The organism is Aequorivita sp. Q41 (assembly GCF_039831855.1).
Lineage (GTDB): Bacteria > Bacteroidota > Bacteroidia > Flavobacteriales > Flavobacteriaceae > Aequorivita.
Map to the genome: position 1 here is coordinate 19,422 of NZ_JBDPMS010000005.1, position 23,038 is coordinate 42,459.

The following is a 23,038-nucleotide window of genomic DNA, read 5'->3' on the forward strand; positions in this document are numbered from 1 at the left end:
TTTTTAATTACAACTTTTTTAGGTGAACAACTAAGGTAGTCAATATGCCTGAATATCAACCTTAAAGTGATTTTATAATTTCGTCACAAGCTTCATCTAGCATTTTAAAAACCTGCTCAAAACCTAAATCTCCTCCATAATAAGGATCGGGAACATCCACATTTTCGCCAGGAAAAATTTCATCAAGAATCAGTTTTACTTTTCCCTTTTGAGCATCATTTTCAGCGAGCGCAAGAACATCTTTTTTGTTGCTAGTATCCATTGCGTATATTAAGTCGAACTCCTCAAAATCTTGTTTGCTAAACTGTCTTCCACGTTGGTTGGTAATATCAATACCGTGTTTTTTCGCAACTACAATACTGCGTTCATCGGGTTGGTTTCCTACGTGCCAATGTCCGGTTCCTGCAGAATCTACATATACTTCTGAAGTGTTTATTTTAGATTTTAATATTCCTTCGGCTAAAGGAGAGCGACAAATATTGCCAAGGCAGACCATTAAAATTTTGTGTTTTTTCAAAACAACGAGTTTAAGGGGTTTAAAAGTTTAGCAAAATCATGAAGAGATTATGTAGTGCAAGCTACTACTAAGCACTAAATTATAGCGTTAGTTTTTTATTAAGATCTTCCACGTATTTACGAAACTGTTTGTCGGTAGTTGACAGGTTGTCAACAGTTTTACAAGCGTGAAGTACCGTTGCATGATCGCGTTGTCCAATTTGCGAGCCGATAGATGCAAGGGAAGCTTTTGTGAATTTTTTCGCAAAAAACATCGCTAGCTGGCGCGCTTGAACAATATGCCTTTTTCTAGTTTTAGATTGTAAGGTGTCTACATCCATTTGGAAGTAATCGCTCACCACTTTTTGAATGTAATCTATAGAAACCTCACGCTTGGTGTGTTTCACATAATTATCCACAATCTTACGGGCAAGATCAATGGTAATTTCTTTTCTGTTGAAAGAGGAGTGTGCAATCAATGATATAATAGCACCTTCCAGTTCCCGAATGTTTGTTTTGATGTTGTTTGCTAAAAACTCAACAATATCATCAGGCATTTCTACACCATCGCGGTATAGTTTGTTTTTTATTATTGCAACACGTGTGTCATAATCTGGATGGTTCAGTTCTGCTGAAAGTCCCCATTTAAAGCGTGAAAGTAAGCGTTGCTCAATATCAATCATATCTACCGGGGCTTTATCGCTGGTAAGGATAACCTGCTTGCCGTTTTGGTGTAAATGATTAAAAATATGGAAGAAAACATCCTGAGTTCCCGCTTTACCAGAAAGTAGTTGAATATCATCGACAATTAGGACATCTATTATTTGATAAAAATGGATGAAATCGTTTCGATTGTTCTTTTTTACAGACTCGATATATTGTTGTGTGAATTTTTCAGCAGAAATATAAAGAACTGTTTTTTCTGGATATTTATCTTTTATATCAACTCCAATTGCGTGGCCTAAATGTGTTTTTCCTAGCCCCACACCACCAAAAATAAGCAGTGGGTTGAATGATGTTCCTCCGGGTTTATTAGCAACCGCTAACCCTGCCGACCGTGCTAAACGGTTAGATTCACCTTCAAGGAAATTTTCAAAATTATAATTAGGGTTGAGTTGTGATTCGATTTTAACATTGCGAATACCAGGGATTACGAACGGATTTTTAAGTTCCGGGCTTTTGTTTTTTAATGGAACGTCTACCTCTTGCGATTGTAGGTTACTTCTATTTGAGCTTGGTATTTTTTCTGTAAATGGTTGCTTATTGCCGTAGGTGTTTTCCATCTTAATGATGTAAACTAATTTGGCGGTGGTGCCTAATTCTTTTGTGAGGGCAACTTTTAGAATTTTAACATAATGCTCTTCAAGCCATTCATAGAAGAATTTGCTTGGTACCTGAATGCTAAGCGCATTGTCAGTTAGCTTAACTGCCTTAATCGGCTCGAACCAAGTTTTGTACGCTTGCGAAGTAATATTATCTTCGATGAAGGACAAACAATTGTTCCAAACTGTTTCTGCAGTTTTACCCATAGTTAAAAATTCTGTTTTTATAATTTAAAAAGTGTGGTTAAAAAATATGGGGATGGAGTGTTTCCGAGTTATTTCTTAACAGTGCAAATATGTGAACAAAAAAGTTATAAAAAAAACCACATTAGGGTTGAATTTTTAGTTTTTTTTCGCCATACTTCTCTTTCGATAAAACTACAAAAAAACTTTCTTTAATTTGAAAAAAACTTTGAAGAATACTTATACAAATATTAGAGTGCGTTATGGTGAAACAGACCAAATGGGTATTGTTTACTATGGTAACTACGCACAATTCCTTGAACAAGGAAGGACGGAATGGTTGCGAGAACTTGGTTTTTCATATAAATGGATGGAGGCCAACAACGTGCATTTGCCGGTGGTGCACTTTAGTATAGATTACAAACAACCAGCGTATTACGATGATTTACTGACAATAAAGACCAGCTTAAAAAAAATACCGTCAGTGAAAATTGAGTTTTATTATGAAATTTATAATGAAGCCAATCAACTTTTAATAACAGCAACTACCATTTTGGTATTTGTAAACAGTACAACCAAAAAATTAATGAAGGCACCAGATTATTTACTTGAAAAATTAAAAGACGAATAACTGTTATTCCGGGTTTTTTATTGAAACTTTATAGGTGTTTTTAAACAGTTCAAAGACCCGTTTTGCTTCTTTTTTTCGTACAGAAATTTCGAACTCACAAGCGAGCTCCATTTTTTGATTTATAACAGTAATAGCTTCATCTTTAATGATGCGCATTACGGTATTCATTTCTGGGTATTCAAATTTTATATGAAAGCTTTCATCAATAGTTTTTTTAACTATCCTACAACTTTCCAGGGCCATTTGTGCGCTGGTTTTGTAGGCTTGGATTAAACCGCCAACACCTAATTTTGTGCCACCAAAATAACGTACAACCACAACTAAAACATTGGTAACATCAAATGATTGTAGCTGTCCATAGATAGGCATTCCTGCACTGTTTGAAGGTTCGCCATCATCATTTGCGCGGTAGTTTTCATAGCTTTTACCCAATTGCCATGCATAGCACCAATGCCGAGCACTATGATGTTGTTTTTTTAGGGTCTCAATATGTTCTTTTATTTCTTCTTCAGAAATAACAGGAAACGCATATCCAAAAAACTTACTTCCTTTTTCTTTAAAAAGAGTTTCTTCTGAAGGTCTTAAAATAGTTTTATAGGTGTCTTTTTCCATTACCATTTTTCCATTACCATTTTTCCAAGGCTATTAGTAAAATCCCAAATACAGCCAATGCAATTCCAATCCAGTTTTTAGTTAGAATTTTTTCTTTGAAAAGTAAAATACCTAAAATTGTTGAAAACATTACAATAGCAACATTGTTTAATGTGAATATGCCAGAACTCTCTAAAATATCACTGCGTAATGCTTGGACTAAAAAATACACCGAAAAATAATTCGGTATTCCTAAAGCAATTCCGCCCAAAATATTTTTAAATTGAAACGTGAATTTCCCTTTTATCGCTTGTGCGCAAAGAATAATAACACCTAAACTAGCGGCTGTTGCGAATATAGTAGCTGAAAATATAGGGGTGTCGTTTTTAGCTACATATTCACCTTCCAAATATTTAATAGTGGTATCGATAATTCCACTTCCTAAAAATACTAAAAACGGAAGTATAAAGTTTGAAATTTTTATTTTTAACCCTTCTTTTGTTTTAATGGAGGCAAGGTAAACCGCGGTTAATGCAAATAAAATTCCTAAAAATTTTAAAATACCCAAGCTCTCCTTATAATAAACCAAGCCAAAAACAATCGGAATCACCACACTCATTTTTGTCGCAACAGAAACGACCGAAAGTCCACTGCGCTGAGTTGTTAGTGCTATTAAAATAAATACAGTAATAAACAATGCACCAAGAACCAATGCAAATGGAAACCAGCTGTATTGCGGGATTTCGGAGAGGTTTATTTCGTTATTTTGAAGGCTAACCCCACAAAAACTAGCGACCATATAATTCACTACAATTGCGTGTAGCGTATTGATTTTAAACTTTGAGTATAGTTTAAAAACCACAAAAATTAATGTGGAAGAAAGAATGCTAAGTGCAAGAGCTATCAAAATTGTTGGTTTTTAAATAGGTATAAGCAGTCATCTTTTATTTTCTTTTCAGAAACTAAAAATTTCTGAAGTATGGGGGCTTTTATACCATCACCAAAATTTTGTTTTCCACTAAAAACATAGGCTTCATCCCAAAGATTTGCATCTATAAAAGTTTGAAGTGTTTTAGCGCCGCCTTCAATAAGTATGGATTGAACTTCTTGTTTGTATAACAGCTTTGTAATCTGCAAGGCCACATTTTTGGAAAAATCAATTTTTAGATGTTGCACCTTATTAGATTTAGTTTCATTTTCGGTTAAAATAAAAGTTTTTTCAGCGCCATCAAATACGGCAAAATCCAGGGGAGTTTTTAAGTTTTTATCAATAATAAAACGGATTGGGTTTTTGCCAATCCATTCGCGGGCAGTTAACGACGGGTTGTCTTGCAAAACGGTGTTAGTTCCAACAAGAATGGCTTGCTCTTCACAACGCATCCTATGTACAAGTTGCCGTGAATATATATTAGTAATCCAAACAGGTTTTGTTTTTTTTCGAGTACTGTCTTTAGGGGCTATAAAGCCATCTGCGGTTTGTGCCCATTTCAAAAATATATAAGGTCTTTTTTTACTGTGAAACGTAAAAAATCGCTTATTGAGTTCATTACATTCGTTTTCCAAAACACCGATTATTACTTCACAGCCAGCTTCTAGTAGCTTTTTCACCCCCCGACCTGCTACTTTTGGGTTTGGGTCTGTACTGCCAATCACTACTTTTTTTATTCCGTTTTCAATAATTAAATTGGCGCAGGGTGGTGTTTTTCCAAAATGACTACAAGGCTCTAGACTTACATAAATAGTAGCATCCTTTAACAGTGATTTATCTTTTACACTCGTAATTGCATTTACTTCGGCATGTGGTAACCCCGCTTTATAATGCCAACCTTCGCCTATAATTTTATTAGCAGACACAATCACACTGCCTACCAAAGGATTTGGGTAGGTAGTTCCCAGTCCGTTTTTGGCTAGTTGAATGCAGCGCAACATATATTTTTCGTGTATCTTCACAGCGTAAAAATACAAGGATTTAATTAGATGAACACCCCAATAATTCGTCTTATTGAAAAGAAAGACAACCCCCAAATAGCCAAAGTGATACGAAGCGTTTTGGAGGATTTCAATGTTCCTAAAATTGGAACCGCTTATGCAGATGCGGCCTTAGATTGTATGTTTGAAACCTATAATAAGTCTTCTTCGGCCTATTTTATAGTCGAAGAAAACGATAGGATTATCGGTGGCGCTGGAGTGGCAAAGCTTGATAATTATAACGGTAATGTTTGCGAGCTTCAAAAAATGTATTTTCTTGCAGAAGCCCGTGGTAAAGGGATTGGTGCTCAAATGATAGGGCATTGTTTGGCAAAAGCACGCGAATTTGGTTTCGAAAAAATCTATTTAGAAACCATGGAGTATATGACGCATGCACAAAAATTATACAAACAATCGGGTTTTGAATATATTGAATGCGCCCTAGGCGATACCGGTCATTATTCCTGCCCAGTACACATGTTGAAAACCTTATAATTTTGACTTTAAAAGAATTAAAAGCACATTTTACGAATTCGTTGTCGGATTTATATCCTTCTGAAGAAATTCAATCTTTCTTTACAATACTTTCTGAAAACTACCTTCAGCTTTCCCGAATAGAAATTGCCTTGAATCCAGCTAAAGAAATTTCTTTGGAAACGAAAACGATATTTCAAAAGGCATTACTTCAATTACTAAACAATGAGCCTATTCAATACATCCTAGGTGAAACAGAATTTTATGGGTTGCCTTTTAAAGTGAATAAACATACGTTAATTCCGCGTCCAGAAACGGAGGAATTGGTAGAATGGATTCTTAGTGAAGTAAAAAATATTCAAGGTATAGAAGGGGAGTTCAACATACTGGATATTGGTACTGGTAGTGGTTGTATTGCTATTTCACTTGCAAAAAACCTTCCAACTTCAATTGTTTCAGCTATAGATTTTTCTAAAGAAGCGCTAAAAGTTGCGTGTCAAAATGCAAACGACAATCAAGTTGAGGTGCATTTTTTTCAAGCAGATATTTTGAAAACTGCGCAACTTCCGAAACAATACGACCTTATTGTATCCAACCCTCCATACGTACGTGAAATGGAAAAAAAGATGATGCAGCAAAATGTTTTAAAATACGAACCAGATTCAGCATTGTTTGTTTCTGATGCAGATCCATTGCTTTTTTATCGCGTAATTTCTCAATTAGCTAAAAAACACTTGAAACCCAATGGAAATCTATTTTTCGAGATTAATGAGTACCTTAGTGAGGAACTAAGAGTATTTCTAAAAGAAGAAGGTTTCCAGAATATTGAAGTAAAAAAAGACATTTTTAGAAAAAATAGAATGATTAAATGCAACTTACATGAACGACCTTAATAAAATATGTATTTTCTGTGGCAGCAGTGATGGTAATGATCTTGCAATTACGGATGCCGCAAAAAAGCTAGGAGAAATCTTCGCAGAACGGAATATAACCTTGGTGTATGGTGCCGCCAAAATTGGAGTAATGGGAACCATAGCCAAAAGTGTTTTGGATAATAAAGGAAAGGTGATTGGGATTATTCCGAATTTTCTTAAGAAAAAAGAAGTTGTACATCTTGGTCTTACGCAGCTTATTACCACAGAAAACATGCACGAGCGTAAAATGAAAATGCAGGAAGAAAGTGATGGTTTTATAGCCTTGCCTGGCGGAATGGGGACTTTCGAGGAGCTTTTTGAGATTTGCACTTGGTTGCAACTAGGGCTTCATCAAAAACCAATTGGGTTATTAAATGTAAATGGGTTTTATAACGATCTGATTAATATGCTTGAAACCATGGTTCGTAAAGGTTTTCTTTCGATGGAAAATTACAACCTTCTTTTAGTAGATTCAAATCCAATCATTCTTTTGAAAAAAATGGAAGAATTTAAGAAACCGAACCTGCCAAAGTGGCTAGATTCTGACAAAACATAATGAATTATTAACATTTTAGCCTTCGTTTTTAACAAATTGATTTTTTAAGTGTTCCGTTTTCATAACTTTAAAACGTCTAACCCTTTAAAAAATTTGATTATGAATTCTTCAAAAAAGTATTTTGCTGAAGCTCTCGGCACCTTTGCACTTGTTCTATTTGGCTGTGGTGCAGCTACCATTGCGAGCGTAACCGAGTCTGGTCCTGTAGGGATTGGTATCTTAGGAATTGCTTTAGCCTTTGGTTTTGCAGTAGTCGTAATGGCCTACACTATAGGTCCGATTTCTGGATGCCATATTAATCCGGCAATTTCAATCGCTATGCTTGCTGCAGGAAAGCTTTCTGCTAAAGACACTGTAGGCTATGTAATTTCGCAATGTATTGGCGCAATTGTAGCGGCAGCGCTCTTGTATATGCTTGCCACCGGCAGCGCTGGTTTTTCAATGCCTGAATGGGGGCTAGGCTCCAATGGTTGGGGTGCTGGCTATGGTGGGGAATATAATATGACCTCCGCACTTATTGCAGAATTTGTATTTACATTTCTGTTTTTAATGGTAATTTTTGGAACTACTTCCTCAAAAAATACCTCTCCAATGATGGCGGGACTTGCAATCGGTGTTTCCTTGGTGTTAATCCATATGGTTGCAATTCCAATTACAGGAACCTCTGTTAATCCTGCACGTAGTTTAGGGCCAGCACTTTTTTCTGGCGGGATGGCTTTACAGCAACTATGGCTTTTTATTGTAGCGCCAATTGCAGGTGGACTTTGCGCAGCATTGGTTCGTAATATCTTCGTTGAAGATTGATTAAAACGCCTTAAAAAGTAATTTTTTACCACGAAAACATGAATATTGCTCTAAATATTTGTGTTTTCGTGGTTCTTTTTTTCTAAAATCCATCAACGCAAAAACTGCTTTATTTCTATATTTGTTTTATGAATATTGAACAGCAAATTACAAGCCTTCGCAACGCGCTTCGCGAACATAATTATAATTATTACGTACTAGACAATCCTACTATATCTGACTTTGATTTTGATCAAAAATTAAAGCAACTGCAAGAGTTAGAAGCATTGCATCCGGAGTTTTATGATGCCAATTCACCTACAATTCGTGTTGGTGGTGAAGTAACAAAAAACTTCGAAACCGTTCCACACACCTATAGAATGTATTCGTTAGACAATTCCTATTCAAAAGAAGATTTGGAAGATTGGGAAAAACGAATAGAAAAAATGGTAGACGGTAAGGTAGAATTTACCTGTGAACTTAAATACGATGGCGCCTCAATAAGTTTAACCTATGAAGATGGAAAACTAAAAAAAGCGGTAACACGTGGTGATGGTTTTCAAGGAGATGATGTAACCGCCAATATAAAAACCATCCGTTCTGTGCCTCTGCAGTTGAAAGGAGATTATCCGCCGCTATTTGAGATTCGCGGCGAAATTGTTTTGCCTTTTGAAGGTTTCGCAAAAATGAATGCCGAAAGAGTAGAGCTTGGGGAAGAACCCTACCGAAATCCGAGAAATACAGCCTCCGGAAGCTTAAAGCTTCAAGACAGTGCAGAAGTGGCGAAACGTCCGTTAGAATGTCTTTTATATAGCATAAAAGGAGAGCGATTGCCTATAAAAACACAATATGAAAATCTTGAAAAAGCAAGAGCCTGGGGGTTTAAGGTGCCTGAGGTAGCAAAGCTTGCCAAAAATCTTGATGAGGTTTTAGAGTTTGTCAATTATTGGGATATACATCGCCACGAACTTCCCTATGAAACAGATGGGGTTGTGGTGAAAGTAAATAATTTACAGCAACAAGAGGAGCTTGGTTATACTGCCAAATCTCCGCGTTGGGCGATGGCGTACAAGTTTAAAGCCGAACAGGTTTCTACGATTTTAAAGCAGATTACCTATCAAGTAGGGAGGACCGGCGCAATAACTCCAGTTGCAAATTTGGAAGCTGTAGAACTTGCGGGGACTATAGTAAAACGAGCTTCCTTGCACAATGCAGATCAAATTGAAAAACTCGATATTCGTGAGGGTGATGCTGTATTTGTTGAAAAAGGAGGTGAAATTATTCCTAAGATAATTGGTGTAGATTTTACAAAACGAGCCCCTAATTCGCTAGCAACAAAATATATTACAGCATGTCCTGAATGCAAAACGCCTTTAGTGCGCACGGAAGGTGAAGCACAACATTATTGTCCAAATGCAGCAGGTTGCCCGCCACAGATTATTGGACGTATTCAGCATTTTATTTCCCGTAAAGCAATGGATATTGAAGGTTTGGGGGGTGAAACAGTCGCTTTACTGGTTAATAATGGTTTGATAAATAATTATGCAGATTTGTATCTTTTAAGAGCGGAACAAATTATTCCGTTGGAGCGTATGGCGCAGAAAAGTGCTGAAAACATGATAAAAGGCATTGAAGCTTCCAAACAAATTCCATTTGAAAGAGTGCTTTTTGCTTTGGGAATACGCTATGTTGGTGAAACGGTCGCAAAAAAACTAGCGAAACATTACAAAACGATTGACGCAATAAAAAATGCTTCTGAAGAAGCGCTGATTACTGTCGATGAAATTGGGGAACGGATTGCTCAAAGTGTGGTTTCATTTTTTGCTTCTAAAGAAAATATTCTTACTATAGAACGTTTAAAAGCTTATGGGGTTCAACTGGAAGTTTCTGCAGAAAAACTTGCAAATCAAACAGATACTTTAAAGGGGCAAGCCTTTGTGGTTTCAGGTGTTTTCACAAAAGTATCTCGCGATGAACTTAAAAAAATGATTGAAGATAACGGAGGAAAAGTTTCAAGCGCTATCTCGTCTAAAACTAGTTTTGTGGTTGCGGGAGACAATATGGGGCCTAGTAAAAAAACAAAGGCAGAAAATTTGGGAGTTGCTATTATTTCTGAAGATGATTTTTTACAAATGATTTTATAATTTAAGAAAAATAAAAGGCAAAAAAACTATTTTTACAAGCGAAGAGTAGCTGTTAAGATGTTGCGAAAAGTAAAACAATATTCATTAAAAAAAACTACCGAAAAAAATCTGGTAGCGCGTGATATTTCTGGTAGAAATACTTCGTTAAAAACCTTAGGATTTTTAATTGACGAAACTTTTTTTGATGATTTTGAAATGTTTTATGAGTTTGGAAACGAACTCGGGTTGCAAGGAAAAGATATAAAGGTATTCACTTTTGTAAAAACAAAAAAAAAGATACCAAGCGTACGCCATAATCAAATTACAAATAAGGAATTTAATTGGCGAGGAGAAATTACCAACCAAAATGCGCAGGATTTTCTTGAGTTTCCATTTGATGTTCTAATAGGGTTTTACAAAGGGCGGCAAGAGTATATGGCGGCAATGGTCTCTAGAAGCAGGGCTAAATTTAAAATTGGATTTAATGGTGCTGATGCACGTCTTTTTGATCTTTTGCTAGCTTCAGATATGCAAAAACCAGCGTTTTTTAAAAATGAAGTAAAAAAATATTTGAAGGCTTTTAATAAAATTTGATGCTAAAAGATAGAATTAATAAAAATTGAGACTAAAAAGATGAAAGAACTGATAGGGACAGGTGTAGCTTTAATCACTCCTTTTAAAAATGATTTTTCTGTGGATGTGGAAGGATTAAAGAAAGTAGTGAATTTTAATATTGAAAATGGAATTGATTACCTAGTTGTTTTGGGTACAACTGCGGAAAGTGCGACGCTTTCAAAAGAAGAAAAACAGCTAGTTATAGACACAATTGTTTTAGCAAATAATAAACGATTGCCATTGGTTTTGGGTATTGGAGGGAACAATACACAGGAGGTTATTAATGAAATGAAAACGCGTGATCTTTCAGCGTTTACAGCCATACTTTCTGTTTCTCCATTTTACAACAAGCCTACACAGGAAGGCATTTATCAACATTTTGCTGCAATTGCAAAAGCAAGTCCGCTACCAGTTATTCTGTATAATGTACCAGGTAGAACCGCTTCAAATATGCTTCCTGAAACAGTGATTAGATTAGCAAACGATTTTGAAAAAATTGTAGCTATAAAAGAAGCTGCAGGCGATATTGTACAAGCCATGAAATTAATAGACGGATGCCCGAAAGAGTTCTTAGTGATTTCTGGTGACGATATGATTACATTGCCGATGATTCTTGCTGGTGGAGCAGGAGTAATTTCTGTAATTGGTGAAGGTTTTCCAAAAGAATTTTCAAAAATGGTACGATTAGGCTTAGATAGAAAAGTGAATGAAGCATATCAAATTCATTATAAAATTGCGCCTGTAATCGAGTATATTTTTGCTGAAGGAAACCCAGCTGGGATAAAAACTGTTTTTAAGACTCTAGGTATTTGTGATGCTAGTGTAAGACTTCCGTTAGTAGGTGTTAGCGATGGCTTGAGAGCAAAAATAGATTCGTTTGTAAAAGAATTTTAAAACCATTTTGATTTCCTAGAACGTTAAATATTTCAAAAGGCTTGCAAATAATGGTCTTGAGCGCAATATTTTAGCCGAATAATAAGTTTGTTCAATCATGTTTAATTTCCTATTTTTGCACGATGTTTTTTAAGCCCATGCGATTACCTATTTTTACATTACTTTGCCTTACTATTTTTCTTTCATCTTGTAGTCAGTACCAAAAGGTGCTTCGGAAGGATGATATGGGTAAAAAATATGCCTTTGCTGATTCTCTTTACAAAAAGGGTAAGTATCGAAAAAGTTTGAAGTTGATGGAACAAATAGTTCCTTCGTACCGCGGAAAACCACAGGGCGAAAAACTTATGTTTATATACGCTAATACGTATTATAATTTAGAAGATTTTTACCTTTCTGGGTATCAATTTGAACGTTTTACACAAGCATATCCACAAAGTGATAGTGCTGAAGTTGCTTCCTTTAAAGCAGCGAAAAGTTTTTACCAACTTTCGCCACGATATTCACTAGACCAAAAAGATACGGGTAAAGGGCTGGAAAAGCTACAAGAGTTTATAAATAGCTATCCAAATTCAGCAAAAAGAGTGGAGGCAAATACCCTTGTGGCCGAACTGACCGCAAAATTAGAAAAGAAAGAATTTGAAACCGCAAAACAATATTTGCGTGTGGAAGATTATAAGGCTGCAATTGATGCTTTTGATAATTTTATAACAGATAATCCAGGCTCGAAGCTTAGAAAAGATGCCTTTTACGGAAGGTTTATGGCTGCATACAAATTGGCTGTAAATAGTATTCCTTCGCTTGTTCAAGAACGATTGGTTACTGCAAAAGGATATTATAACAACTTTATGAAATATTATAAGGATACAGATTTAGCACCCGAAGCGATAGAGATTTTTCAGGATATTGAAGCTAGAACTGTAACCACAGAAAAAGAACCCACAAGTTAATAAATTATATTATGGACATTAAAAATTCAGAAGCACCCATCAATACTGTTACTTTAGACAAGAACTTGATTGATGCACCAACCAACAATATTTACGAAGCTATTTCAATTATTTCGAAGAGAGCTTCACAGATAAATGGGGATATTAAAAAAGAACTTCTTGAGAAACTAGATGAGTTTGCAACTTATAACGATAGTTTAGAGGAGATTTTTGAAAACAAAGAACAAATAGAAGTTTCAAAATTCTACGAAAAGCTTCCAAAACCACACGCTTTAGCAGTACAAGAATGGTTAGAAAATAAAATCTACCATAGAAATACTGCAGACGAAGTAGTAGAGTAAGCGCATAATTTCTAAAAGGAAATATACGTAAAGTAAGTCTGAACTCTACGTGCTAGCTGTTAAATACGTAACACTGAATACCGAACCATGGCTGTTTTAAACGGGAAAAATATCTTGCTTGGCGTTACCGGCGGGATTGCCGCGTACAAAGCAGCTTTTTTAGTTAGGCTTCTAACTAAAAAAGGGGGCAACGTAAAAGTTGTGATGACCGCTGCTGCAAAAGAGTTTGTTACCCCTTTAACCCTTTCAACACTCTCTAAAAATGAGGTGTATTCATCTTTCACAAATGAAGAAACTGATTCCGACAGTTTTAAGGAACCAACATGGAATAACCATGTGGAACTTGCACTTTGGGCTGATTTAATTTTAATAGCTCCAGCCACAGCAAATACGATGTCCAAGATGGCACATGGTAGCTGCGACAATCTTTTATTGGCGATTTATCTTTCTGCAAAATGTCCTGTTTATTATGCTCCAGCAATGGATTTGGATATGTACAAGCATCCAACTACCAATGCGGTTTTTGAAAAATTAAATAGCTTCGGAAATATTCAAATTCCAGCAGCATTTGGAGAACTTGCAAGCGGATTAGTAGGGCAGGGAAGAATGACAGAACCTGAAGAAATTATTTCATTTCTTGAGAATGATATTTTGAAAAAACTTCCGCTTTATGGAAAGAAAATATTAATAACAGCTGGACCAACTTATGAAGCTATTGATCCCGTTCGTTTTATAGGTAATCATTCCAGTGGAAAAATGGGGTATGCAATTGCAGAAGCAGCTGCCAATCTAGGTGCTGAGGTTGTTTTAGTTTCGGGTCCTGTAAACCTAAAACTCGAAAATGATTTTGTGAAAATTATACGTATTACTTCAGCCGAAGAGATGTATAAAGCTGCACACGAATATTTTGAGTGTAGTGATATTGCCGTTTTAAGCGCTGCCGTAGCAGATTATCGCCCGTTAGAAATTGCTTCAGAAAAAATTAAAAAGAAAACAACAGCTCTTTCGCTTCAACTTACAAAAACCAAAGACATTCTTGCTTCCTTAGGGGAAATAAAGAAAAATCAATTCCTAGTTGGGTTTGCACTGGAAACAGAAAATGAAGAAGAAAATGCAAAATTGAAACTCAAAAAAAAGAATTTAGATTTAATTGTGTTAAATTCGCTTCGAGACAAAGGTGCTGGTTTTAAAACAGACACTAACAAAATTACTTTAATAGCGAAAGACAATAAAGTGCTTCCTTTTCCTGTTAAACCTAAAAAAGAAGTAGCAATAGATATTTTAGAATATATTATAGAACAGACAAATGCGTAAAATTTTACTTTTCATACTATGTACTGCAGCTGTGTTTTCTGCGCAAGCTCAAGAACTTAATTGTACCGTTACTATCGATGCTGAACAAACTGGACAACCAAATTTGCAGATTTTCCGAACTTTGGAAACTCAACTGCGTGAATTTATTGCCAATACAAAATGGACCAACCAGGAGTACAAAAATCAAGAGCGTATTGATTGTAATTTTTCTTTGATAATAAGTCAGTTTGATGGGGATTCATTTAGTGGTACGTTGCAAATACAATCATCACGTCCAGCATTTAACTCTACCTACGACAGTCCTGTTTATAATTATATTGACAAGCAGGTGAGTTTTAATTATAAAGAATTTGAACCCTTAAACTTTAATTTGAATTCCTTTAGCTCAAACCTTGTTTCTGTTATTGCATTTCATGTGTATACGGTAATTGGTTTAGATGCGGATACCTATACAATGAATGGCGGTGAGTCGTATTTTGAAATTGCTAAGCAAATAACAAATACTGCGGCTTCAAGTAATTTTACAGGTTGGAAAGCTACAGACGGTAATCAGTCAAGATACAGGTATAACGATGCGTTGGTTTCTTCCGTTTATAAAGAATTTCATACAGTAATGTACGAATACCACCGTGATGGAATTGATAAAATGGCGGAGGACCAGAAATTAGCAAAACAGAAATTAGCTGATGCAATTAATAAGCTAAAAGGTATAAATGACAGACGCCCAAACTCATACTTATTGCGTACTTTCTTTGATGCTAAAAGCGACGAAATTCAAGCTGTTTTTAGTGGAGGGCCACAGGTAGATATCACTAAATTAGTTGAAAATCTTAACAGAATGGCACCGACTAAACGAAGCAATTGGGCCGAAATTAAATTTTAGTTTGCTCTAAGATAACATAAGCTAATAAATAACTTTCCTCTAAATTTATAACTGCTACCCCAAGACTTGAGTTTAACTCAATTTTTGGAATTAATACTTGCGAAGCTTAAAAAATAAAGTTTAACTTTTTAATAGCCAGTACCTACACGTGATAACCACATTAGCTATAAAAAACTATGCGCTCATCGAAGATATTCGTGTGGAACTTACGGAAGGGCTAACTATTATTACAGGTGAAACAGGAGCTGGTAAGTCGATACTTTTGGGGGCTTTGGCGCTTTTGTTAGGAAAAAGAGCAGATTTAGGAAGTGTAAAAAATGCTTCTAAAAAATGTGTGGTTGAAGGCTATTTTCAAATAAAAGATTACGAATTAGAGCGTGTTTTTGAAGAAAACGATTTGGATTATGAACCTCAAACCATCATTCGTCGTGAAATTTTACCAAGCGGAAAATCCCGTGCTTTTGTAAACGATACACCTGTTACTTTGGGGCAGCTGCAAGCGCTTTCACCCTACTTAATTGATGTTCATAGCCAGCATGAAACTTTAGAAATTGTTTCAGAAAACTTCCAGATGGAGGTGATTGATGCTTTGGCTGGAAATACTTCGCTATTAAAATCGTATAAAACTCAGTTTGAAAATTTCAAAGAAATTTCAGAAAAGCTTTTGACTTTGCAACAGCAAAAAACAAGCGCCTCCAAAGAACTGGACTTTAATACTTTTTTATACAACGAACTTAAGCAAGCTGGGTTAAAAAAACTAAATCAGCAGGAACTTGAAGATACCTACGAAACGCTAAATAATGCTGAAGCCATACAAGAAGCACTTTCGGGTGTACATAAATTTTTTGATGAAGAACAGATTGGGGCTATAGAAACAGCAAAACAAGCTAGAATTCTTTTAGGAAAAATTAAAGGCTTCTCAATGAGTTTTGAAGGTCTCTGGGAGCGTTTAAACAGTGTGATACTTGAGTTGGAGGATATTTCAAGTGAAGTTAGTGATGCTTCAGAAAAAATTGCCGCAGATCCTGAAATGTTATTTCAGGTGAATGAAAAATTGCAAACACTCTATAAATTACAGCAAAAACATGCAGTCTCAACAGTTTCAGAATTAGTAGCGATAGAAGAAAAGCTAGAAGAAACGGTAACAACAACCTTAGGGCTTGATGAGCAGATTGCATATTTGGAAAAAGATAAGAATAGGTTACGGGAAGTTGCATTGCAAACTGCTATGCAACTTCACAAAAAAAGAGCAGAAGCCATTCCGTTGTTAAAAAAGAAACTTGAAGAAACACTTTATCCTTTAGGCTTGCCAAATGCTCAATTTAAATTTGATCTGTCACCTTCTGATGAATTTAAACAGAATGGGGTCGATGTACTACAGCTATTGTTTACAGCAAACAAAGGCTTGCCGTTTGGTTCGTTAAAAAAGGTTGCTTCTGGTGGCGAAATGAGTAGAATTATGCTTGCAATAAAAGCAGTTTTGGCAGAATATAAAAGACTGCCAACAATTGTTTTTGATGAAATTGATACTGGTGTTTCAGGTGAGGTTGCTAATAAAATGGCTGCTATAATGCACAAAATGAGTAAAACGATGCAGTTGTTAAGCATCACTCACTTACCACAGATTGCTGCCAAAGGCGACCACCATTTAAAAGTATATAAAGAAGATATAAACGAGGTTACTACTACGCACATAGCTGTTTTAAAGAATGAGGAACGTGTTGTAGAAATAGCACAAATGATAGGTGGAAAAAATGTTTCGGAAGCGGCAATGGCAAATGCAAAAGAATTATTGAATTAAAATGTATCTTTACTTTTTTAAATGCAACAAATAAAATAGTAAAAAAATCGAATTATCGAAACCATACTTTAGGGTTTGGTTTCCTATTTTTAAAGGGAAAAGTAATATTTCATATAAAAAATCATTCAACCATATAATACTTTAAAACATGTCTTATAATTTACTAAAAGGAAAACGTGGAATTATTTTTGGGGCGCTGGACGAAAACTCCATTGCTTGGAAAACAGCAGAACGCATACACGAAGAAGGCGGGAAGTTTGTGCTAACTAATGCTCCAATTGCTTTAAGAATGGGGCAAATAAAAGAACTTGCCGACAAAACAAATTCTGAAGTTATCCCAGCAGATGCTACGAGTTTGGAAGACTTGGGGAACCTTGTGGATAAAGCTACAGAAATATTAGGAGGCAAGTTAGACTTTGTTTTGCATTCTATCGGGATGTCTGTAAACGTTCGTAAAGGCAATCATTACACCAACCAGAATTATGATTTTACACATAAAGGCTGGGATATTTCTGCGGGATCTTTTCATAAAACCATGCAGGTGCTTTATCAAAAAGACGCTATGAACGAGTGGGGGAGCATCGTTGCGCTTACTTATATGGCGGCACAAAGAGTTTTTCCAGATTATAATGATATGGCGGATAACAAAGCGTATTTGGAGAGTATAGCGCGTAGTTTTGGCTATTTCTTCGGAAAAGATAAAAAAGTTCGTGTAAATACTATTTCTCAATCACCAACACCAACTACTGCCGGTCAAGGTGTAAAAGGATTTGATGGTTTTATTAGCTATGCGGATAAAATGTCTCCTTTGGGGAATGCAACGGCTATAGATTGTGCTAATTATACCGTGGCAATGTTTAGTGATCTTACTAAACGTGTTACCTTGCAGAATCTGTATAATGATGGTGGTTTTTCTAATATGGGCGTGAGTGATGCAGTTATGCAGGCGTTTGTAGAAGGGAACTAAAAAATTTATTTTTTAATATTTGAATCCTGTCCAATTTTTTTGGATGGGATTTTTTATTGGATAGAGGTAAAGTAGTTGTGATAAATATTTGATATTAACATTTTTTTAAATACTTTTAATGACTATTAACCCAAATCTAAATAAATTATGAAAAAAAGTACCATTATTGGGTGCTTTGTCGGCGTGCTCGCACTCACGATGAATGCCCAAGTAACTCAACCTTCTTCTTCGCGTTCCGATTCTGGCACAACGCAAGTAGAAAGTCAAAACAAACCTACAACGTCCTTACTGGATAGAGGGGATGTTATAAAAATAAAAAATAATGCTGGTTTAGTTTCCAATAAACAAAACACGGGATCCACAACGACCAACCAACGACCAGAAAGAGCTACAACAGCTATTGAAATGAACGGAGGGGTTGCAAAGCAACCCCAGCATATTCCTCTTTTTGTTCCGCGTGCTGAAAACAATAGCCTAGAAAATGGAGGCTTGTCAGCACCAAAAACTATTCAATATATTTATGAGAACCCTTATATTTATGGTTCTAGAAATGCAGGGCAAGAAAAACCAGCACCAAGAATTTCATTAGAAGAATTGTTATTAAGACTGCAATCTTACGGAAATCAAATTGGAATAGATACAGAACAACAATTTACTCCAGCTGAAAAGCAAGTTTTGTATTCCTACCTAAAGTCACAAAATTCTAACAACAAAGGACCAAATGCGACACTTCTTGATGAGGGTTTTGATGATATAACTACTTTGCCAGGCGCTGGATTTACATTTGTAAATGCAAGCGACGCTGTAGGGCTTACAGAATGGTTTCAAGGGAATGACTTAGTTTTTTCTTCGCAATCAGGAGCTGCAACATCATATATAGGTGCTAACTATAACAACACAGCTGGTAGCGTAATTAATAATTTTATGATTACTCCAATTCTTAACTTAGAAAATGGAGATGAAATTAAATTTTGGACTAGAACGACTACAGGAAGTACTTTCCCTGATAGATTAGAAGTTCGTATAGACCCAACTGGGGCTAATACAGATCCAGCAGGACCAACAGGTGTAGGTTCGTATACTGAATTGTTACTTGAAGTGAATCCTACATTGGTTGTAGGTGGGTATCCAGAGGTATGGACAGAATATACTGTTACTGTTGCTGGACTTGGAGGGGCAACAGATACAAGAGTTGCTTTTAGATACACGGTAACTGATGCTGGACCATTAGGAAACAACTCAGACTATATTGGTATTGATTCCTTGACTATCGAAGAAGGAGCCGGCGGTGGCGGTGGCGGTGCTGCATCTACTGTTTATGCTAAAGATGGTGGTTTCTGTACGAGTGGTGATTTTGGTTCTTTCCCCGTAGATGGACCGTATACCATTGCTCCGGGTAACAATATACCTTCAGCTGTATTTGCTGGAGATTTTGATGGTTCAGGAACTTTATACGGCTTACATAACGACGATCTTAATTTGTTGATAATAGATAAAACAACAGGTGCGGAAACTGTAGTAGGACCGCTTACAAATTTGGTTGCGGGTCATACGGCATCTGGATTGTCTTGGAATGAAGCAGACGGAACTATGTATATGTGTAGTACTGATACATTAACGACAACTATATATACTGTAGATTTAGCTACGGGTACACTAACTGTTATTGGTAATGCTTCAAACGCTTTTGGTGGATGGATAGCTATAGATACTGCCGGTAATGCTTTTATGGCAGATATAGGTGATGATAACTTATATTCAGTTAACTTATCTACGGGAGCTAGTACTTTGGTAGGTCCACTTGGAATCAATATTAACTTTGCTCAAGATGCAGATTTTGATCCTGCTACAGATACGTTATATATGGGAGCATATATAGGAGGTGGTGTAAACCAATTTTGTTCTGTAGATACAACTACAGGAGCTGTTACTCAACTAGGTACTGTAAACGCAGACTGTGCCGAATTAACTATTGTTGCTATTGAAGGTGATAATAGCGGTGGTGGTACTGCTTGTAGCCAAGATAACCCTTCAAATGGTTTTGAAAATGGCTTTACATCATCTAGTTCAACCCCGCAAGTTATTGCAGCAGATATAACTATTCCTGCAGATACTAATATGAATTTAGATTCTATTGTAGCAAATTGGTTAGTTGTTGATGGAGATGAAATTGATACAGTAGAAATAACTATTTATGAAAACCTTGGAGGTTTTCCAGACCCTGCAAATATAGTTGCTACAATTTCAGGATTAGCACCTACATCTCAGCCTGTTATCGGAGATTTCCCGGCTGCACCAATATTGGATGTAATAGAAGCTAGTTTTGATTTTCCTGCAGTGATGCTTAATGGTCAAGCTGGGGCGACAACAACCTATTGGATAAGTATTTACGCGACTAACGTTGCTCCTGCTAATAATTCTTATTGGGAAATGAGTACAGCAACAGTAGCAGGATTTGATGGTGCTTTTTCAGGCGATAATGGAGCTACTTGGGGAGTTGCAGCACCTGGAGCTGATCAAGTATATGTGTTTTCAGGAGAATGTGAGCCTATGGGCGGCGGTACGGGTACTGCTTGTGAAGAAGATAATTTAACTGGAATCGTTGTTGAAAACGGTTTTGGAGCTTCAAACCCAGCGCTTTATTACGCAGCTGACCTTAGGGTTGGAGACACACAAAACTTTACATTGAATCAAATTTCTGCAAGCTTTTTAACAGCTACAGGACGGGTTATAGATGAAGTAAGTGTTTCTTATTTTGAAGATGACGGAACTGGTCTTCCTGGATTAGAAATTGGACAACAAACGGCTGTAGTACCTACTTCTGACACTAATGTAGGGCCTTGGCCTGTAGCACCAACCTTTGATATGCATGAGGTTGTTGTTGATCTTGATCCATTTGTATTTAATGGTCAAATAGGTAGCGAAACTACGTATTGGATATTAGTAAGACCAAGTAATGATCTAGATACTGATGTGTATTGGTCTGTTACTTCTTCAAGCATTGTAGGTAACTATGGTGCTGGGCGTGCTGCACTTCCATGGACGCAAACAACAATAGCTAATGGATTTCCTGATGATTATGAGTTTATTTATAAATGGTCGGGTGAATGTGAAGATATCGTTGCTTCAAATGACGACTGTTCTGGTGCAATTGCTGTTGCATGTGGTGATAGTCTAGTTGGTGAAACAATAACAGCTTCTGATTCTGGAGGAAATGCTGCGCCAGATGTATTCTATAAGTATACAGGTTCAGGTTCCGCTGAGATTATTACGGTATCTCTATGTGCTGCTACTGATTTTGATACAGTGCTTCGTGTTTTTGATGATTGCGATCTTGCAAATGAACTTGCTGTTAATGATGATTCTTGTGGAGTTCAGTCAGAACTTAGTTTCCTTTCAGATGGTACTTCTACATATTATATTATGGTAGAAGGGTTTGGTTCAAATTCAGGTAATTTTAGTATAGATATTACTTGTGATATTCCATTGGCAAATGATGATTGTGATGGGGCTATTGCAGTAAGCTGTGGCGATTCTATTACAGGTACTACAATAAATGCGACAGTAGACTCTTCTGCTCCAGCTTGTGGTCCAGTTATTAATTCTCCTGGTGTATGGTATACTTTAGATGACACTAGTGGTTTGCCTGGTGATATTACATTATCACTTTGTGCTGCTACTGATTTTGATTCTAAAATTTCAGTTTTCACTGGAACATGTTCAGCATTAGTTTGTGTTGATGGAAATGATGATGCTTGTGGTCTTCAGTCTGAAATTACTTTTTCAACTGATGGAAATACAAAATTCTATATCCTTATCCATAGCTTCAATGGTGCCACAGGAAACTTCTCATTAGATGTTACTTGTACGCCAACGCCTCCACCAAACGATTTGATTGTTAATTCAATTGATGTTGATGAAATAGGATTCCCTTATACAGATCCTGCGGTAGCAATGCCAGCAGCAACAACTGAAGGTGGTAACCCTTCAGGTTGTGACCTTACAGGAGCAAATGGGGTTTGGTATAACTTTGTGCCTTTTGCAGATGGAACTGCAAATGCAACAATCGTTACTCCTGGTGGAGCTAGCTCAGTTACTTTTTATACTGCGCCAAATGAAAGTGCAGTAGAAACGGATCTTACTTTAGTTCCGTTGAATACAAACCAATGTGCTCCTGGTACTAATGCTTCTATTAATACTGTAGGAGGTCAAGCATATTATGTGTTTGTATTAAATTCTGGAGCTATTACAGACATTCAGATAGATGGAACCAACCTTGGTGTTTCTGACAATACGATAGCAGGATTTAGTTATTACCCGAATCCTACTACAGGAATGCTTAACTTGAATAGTGTTGATAACATTGAAAATGTAACTTTGTTTAATGTATTAGGTCAAAAAGTATTAGACACCAAAATTGGAGCTACTACTTCTGAACTTAATATTTCAAGCTTAAAAACGGGTACTTACCTAATGCAGGTTACTGTAAATGGTCAGACTGGTACATTTAAAGTATTGAAAAATTAATTAGTTTAAGTTTTTAATATTGAAAAGCCATCTACGAAAGTAGATGGCTTTTTTTATTCTTAAGATTTAAAATAGAATAATTAATAAATTTTTTTCGCAAAATATATCAAAAAAAATAGGGTTTAGTTTATTGAAATACTGCTTGTTATAGGGTTTTCTAAACGGAGTATTTGTTAAAATTCAGGGCTTTTCTTACAGTAGATATGTATTTTATCTGCTTTTTTGTATATTTACCTGATATTTATAACCAAATCTATTAATTTATTAAATCACAACTGATTATGAAAAAAATTACAATGTTATTTTTTCTAGGTGTTGGTGCTCTTGGTTTTAGCCAAAGTAAAAACATCCAAGCGCCGGCAAAGTCTGTGCAACTTCCAGCTGCTTATTACAACACAACTTCACCTTCAATTGGTGAAACTACTGGTCAAGTTTCTTCTACTGAAATAGATCTTAATGTACAGGTTCCGTTTACGGGTACTTATTATTCTAAATCTCCTAATGCTGTTATTTATGATAACGGGCCTTTCTTTAGTGTAGCTGGACCACCAGATATTAGTTTTCTAGAGGATACCTCATTAGGTATGGGAACTTTCGGTTCTGGTGCTCAATTTACTGCAGGAAATAGTATCGCTGAAGATTTAGTGCTTACTGCAGATTACGACATTACATCTATCGATGTATTTGCTTACCAAACGGGTTCTGTAGC

At 36.2% G+C, this 23,038-nt stretch carries 20 protein-coding genes and 1 pseudogene; 16 read left to right on the forward strand and 5 right to left on the reverse strand.

Annotated features, from left to right (window positions below; genetic code table 11):
- Positions 1-61: 61 nt before the first annotated feature.
- Both ABJ955_RS13205 and dnaA read right to left on the reverse strand, forming a co-directional pair.
- Positions 62-496, reverse strand: coding sequence for a low molecular weight protein-tyrosine-phosphatase (locus ABJ955_RS13205; protein ID WP_347375126.1), 435 nt, complete (start codon positions 494-496; stop codon positions 62-64).
- Between the two features lie 100 nt (positions 497-596).
- Positions 597-2,024 (reverse strand): chromosomal replication initiator protein DnaA, encoded by a 1,428-nt coding sequence (gene dnaA / locus ABJ955_RS13210; RefSeq protein WP_347375107.1) that lies wholly within the window; start codon positions 2,022-2,024, stop codon positions 597-599.
- Between the two features lie 205 nt (positions 2,025-2,229).
- Here dnaA and ABJ955_RS13215 point away from each other — a divergent pair, with 205 nt between their 5' ends.
- The gene (locus ABJ955_RS13215; RefSeq protein ID WP_347375108.1) at positions 2,230-2,631 is read left to right on the forward strand and encodes a thioesterase family protein; all 402 of its coding nucleotides are present in this window, start codon (positions 2,230-2,232) and stop codon (positions 2,629-2,631) included.
- 3 nt (positions 2,632-2,634) lie between these two features.
- Here the strand turns inward: ABJ955_RS13215 and ABJ955_RS13220 are convergent, their stop codons facing one another.
- Genes ABJ955_RS13220 through ribD form a run of 3 tightly spaced genes read right to left on the reverse strand, consistent with a single transcriptional unit; the run spans position 2,635 to position 5,172 of the window.
- Positions 2,635-3,249, reverse strand: a complete 615-nt coding sequence (locus ABJ955_RS13220; RefSeq protein ID WP_347375109.1) for a YigZ family protein — start codon at positions 3,247-3,249, stop codon at positions 2,635-2,637.
- Between the two features lie 7 nt (positions 3,250-3,256).
- Entirely contained in the window at positions 3,257-4,129 is an 873-nt protein-coding gene (locus ABJ955_RS13225) for a DMT family transporter (RefSeq protein ID WP_347375110.1), read from the reverse strand.
- Positions 4,126-5,172 (reverse strand): bifunctional diaminohydroxyphosphoribosylaminopyrimidine deaminase/5-amino-6-(5-phosphoribosylamino)uracil reductase RibD, encoded by a 1,047-nt coding sequence (gene ribD / locus ABJ955_RS13230; protein WP_347375111.1) that lies wholly within the window; start codon positions 5,170-5,172, stop codon positions 4,126-4,128. The genes ABJ955_RS13225 and ribD overlap by 4 nt, the downstream gene beginning before the upstream one ends.
- Positions 5,173-5,199: 27 nt before the next feature.
- On the opposite strand from ribD, the gene ABJ955_RS13235 reads away from it, so the two are divergent.
- The 15 genes and pseudogenes from ABJ955_RS13235 to ABJ955_RS13305 form a co-directional block, all read left to right on the forward strand.
- Positions 5,200-5,685, forward strand: a complete 486-nt coding sequence (locus ABJ955_RS13235; RefSeq protein ID WP_347375112.1) for a GNAT family N-acetyltransferase — start codon at positions 5,200-5,202, stop codon at positions 5,683-5,685.
- A gap of 2 nt (positions 5,686-5,687) precedes the next feature.
- Entirely contained in the window at positions 5,688-6,557 is an 870-nt protein-coding gene (gene prmC / locus ABJ955_RS13240) for a peptide chain release factor N(5)-glutamine methyltransferase (RefSeq protein WP_347375113.1), read from the forward strand.
- Positions 6,544-7,134 (forward strand): TIGR00730 family Rossman fold protein, encoded by a 591-nt coding sequence (locus tag ABJ955_RS13245; protein WP_347375114.1) that lies wholly within the window; start codon positions 6,544-6,546, stop codon positions 7,132-7,134. The genes prmC and ABJ955_RS13245 overlap by 14 nt, the downstream gene beginning before the upstream one ends.
- 99 nt (positions 7,135-7,233) lie before the next feature.
- Positions 7,234-7,938, forward strand: coding sequence for an aquaporin Z (gene aqpZ, locus ABJ955_RS13250; protein WP_347375115.1), 705 nt, complete (start codon positions 7,234-7,236; stop codon positions 7,936-7,938).
- A gap of 128 nt (positions 7,939-8,066) precedes the next feature.
- Positions 8,067-10,061: an NAD-dependent DNA ligase LigA gene (gene ligA / locus ABJ955_RS13255; protein WP_347375116.1), complete on the forward strand. Its 1,995-nt coding sequence runs from the start codon at positions 8,067-8,069 to the stop codon at positions 10,059-10,061.
- A gap of 57 nt (positions 10,062-10,118) precedes the next feature.
- On the forward strand, positions 10,119-10,634 hold the full coding sequence (locus ABJ955_RS13260) for a hypothetical protein (RefSeq protein WP_347375117.1): 516 nt from the start codon (positions 10,119-10,121) through the stop codon (positions 10,632-10,634).
- A gap of 39 nt (positions 10,635-10,673) precedes the next feature.
- Entirely contained in the window at positions 10,674-11,549 is an 876-nt protein-coding gene (dapA, locus tag ABJ955_RS13265) for a 4-hydroxy-tetrahydrodipicolinate synthase (protein WP_347375118.1), read from the forward strand.
- 137 nt (positions 11,550-11,686) lie between these two features.
- A complete protein-coding gene (gene bamD / locus ABJ955_RS13270) occupies positions 11,687-12,496 on the forward strand; it encodes an outer membrane protein assembly factor BamD (protein ID WP_347375119.1) in 810 nt (269 codons plus the stop codon).
- An 11-nt stretch (positions 12,497-12,507) separates the two neighbouring features.
- Entirely contained in the window at positions 12,508-12,837 is a 330-nt protein-coding gene (locus ABJ955_RS13275) for a DNA-directed RNA polymerase subunit omega (protein WP_347375120.1), read from the forward strand.
- Between the two features lie 87 nt (positions 12,838-12,924).
- Complete coding sequence (coaBC, locus tag ABJ955_RS13280) at positions 12,925-14,151, forward strand: bifunctional phosphopantothenoylcysteine decarboxylase/phosphopantothenate--cysteine ligase CoaBC (protein WP_347375121.1); 1,227 nt, start codon at positions 12,925-12,927, stop codon at positions 14,149-14,151.
- The gene (locus ABJ955_RS13285; protein WP_347375122.1) at positions 14,144-15,034 is read left to right on the forward strand and encodes a DUF4835 family protein; all 891 of its coding nucleotides are present in this window, start codon (positions 14,144-14,146) and stop codon (positions 15,032-15,034) included. Before coaBC ends, ABJ955_RS13285 begins: the two co-directional genes overlap by 8 nt.
- A gap of 148 nt (positions 15,035-15,182) precedes the next feature.
- On the forward strand, positions 15,183-16,835 hold the full coding sequence (gene recN, locus ABJ955_RS13290; protein WP_347375123.1) for a DNA repair protein RecN: 1,653 nt from the start codon (positions 15,183-15,185) through the stop codon (positions 16,833-16,835).
- 148 nt (positions 16,836-16,983) lie between these two features.
- Complete coding sequence (locus tag ABJ955_RS13295) at positions 16,984-17,802, forward strand: SDR family oxidoreductase (protein WP_347375124.1); 819 nt, start codon at positions 16,984-16,986, stop codon at positions 17,800-17,802.
- Between the two features lie 147 nt (positions 17,803-17,949).
- Positions 17,950-22,329, forward strand: a complete 4,380-nt coding sequence (locus ABJ955_RS13300; protein WP_347375125.1) for a choice-of-anchor J domain-containing protein — start codon at positions 17,950-17,952, stop codon at positions 22,327-22,329.
- A 281-nt stretch (positions 22,330-22,610) separates the two neighbouring features.
- Positions 22,611-23,038, forward strand: a pseudogene (locus ABJ955_RS13305) (hypothetical protein); the annotation flags it as partial.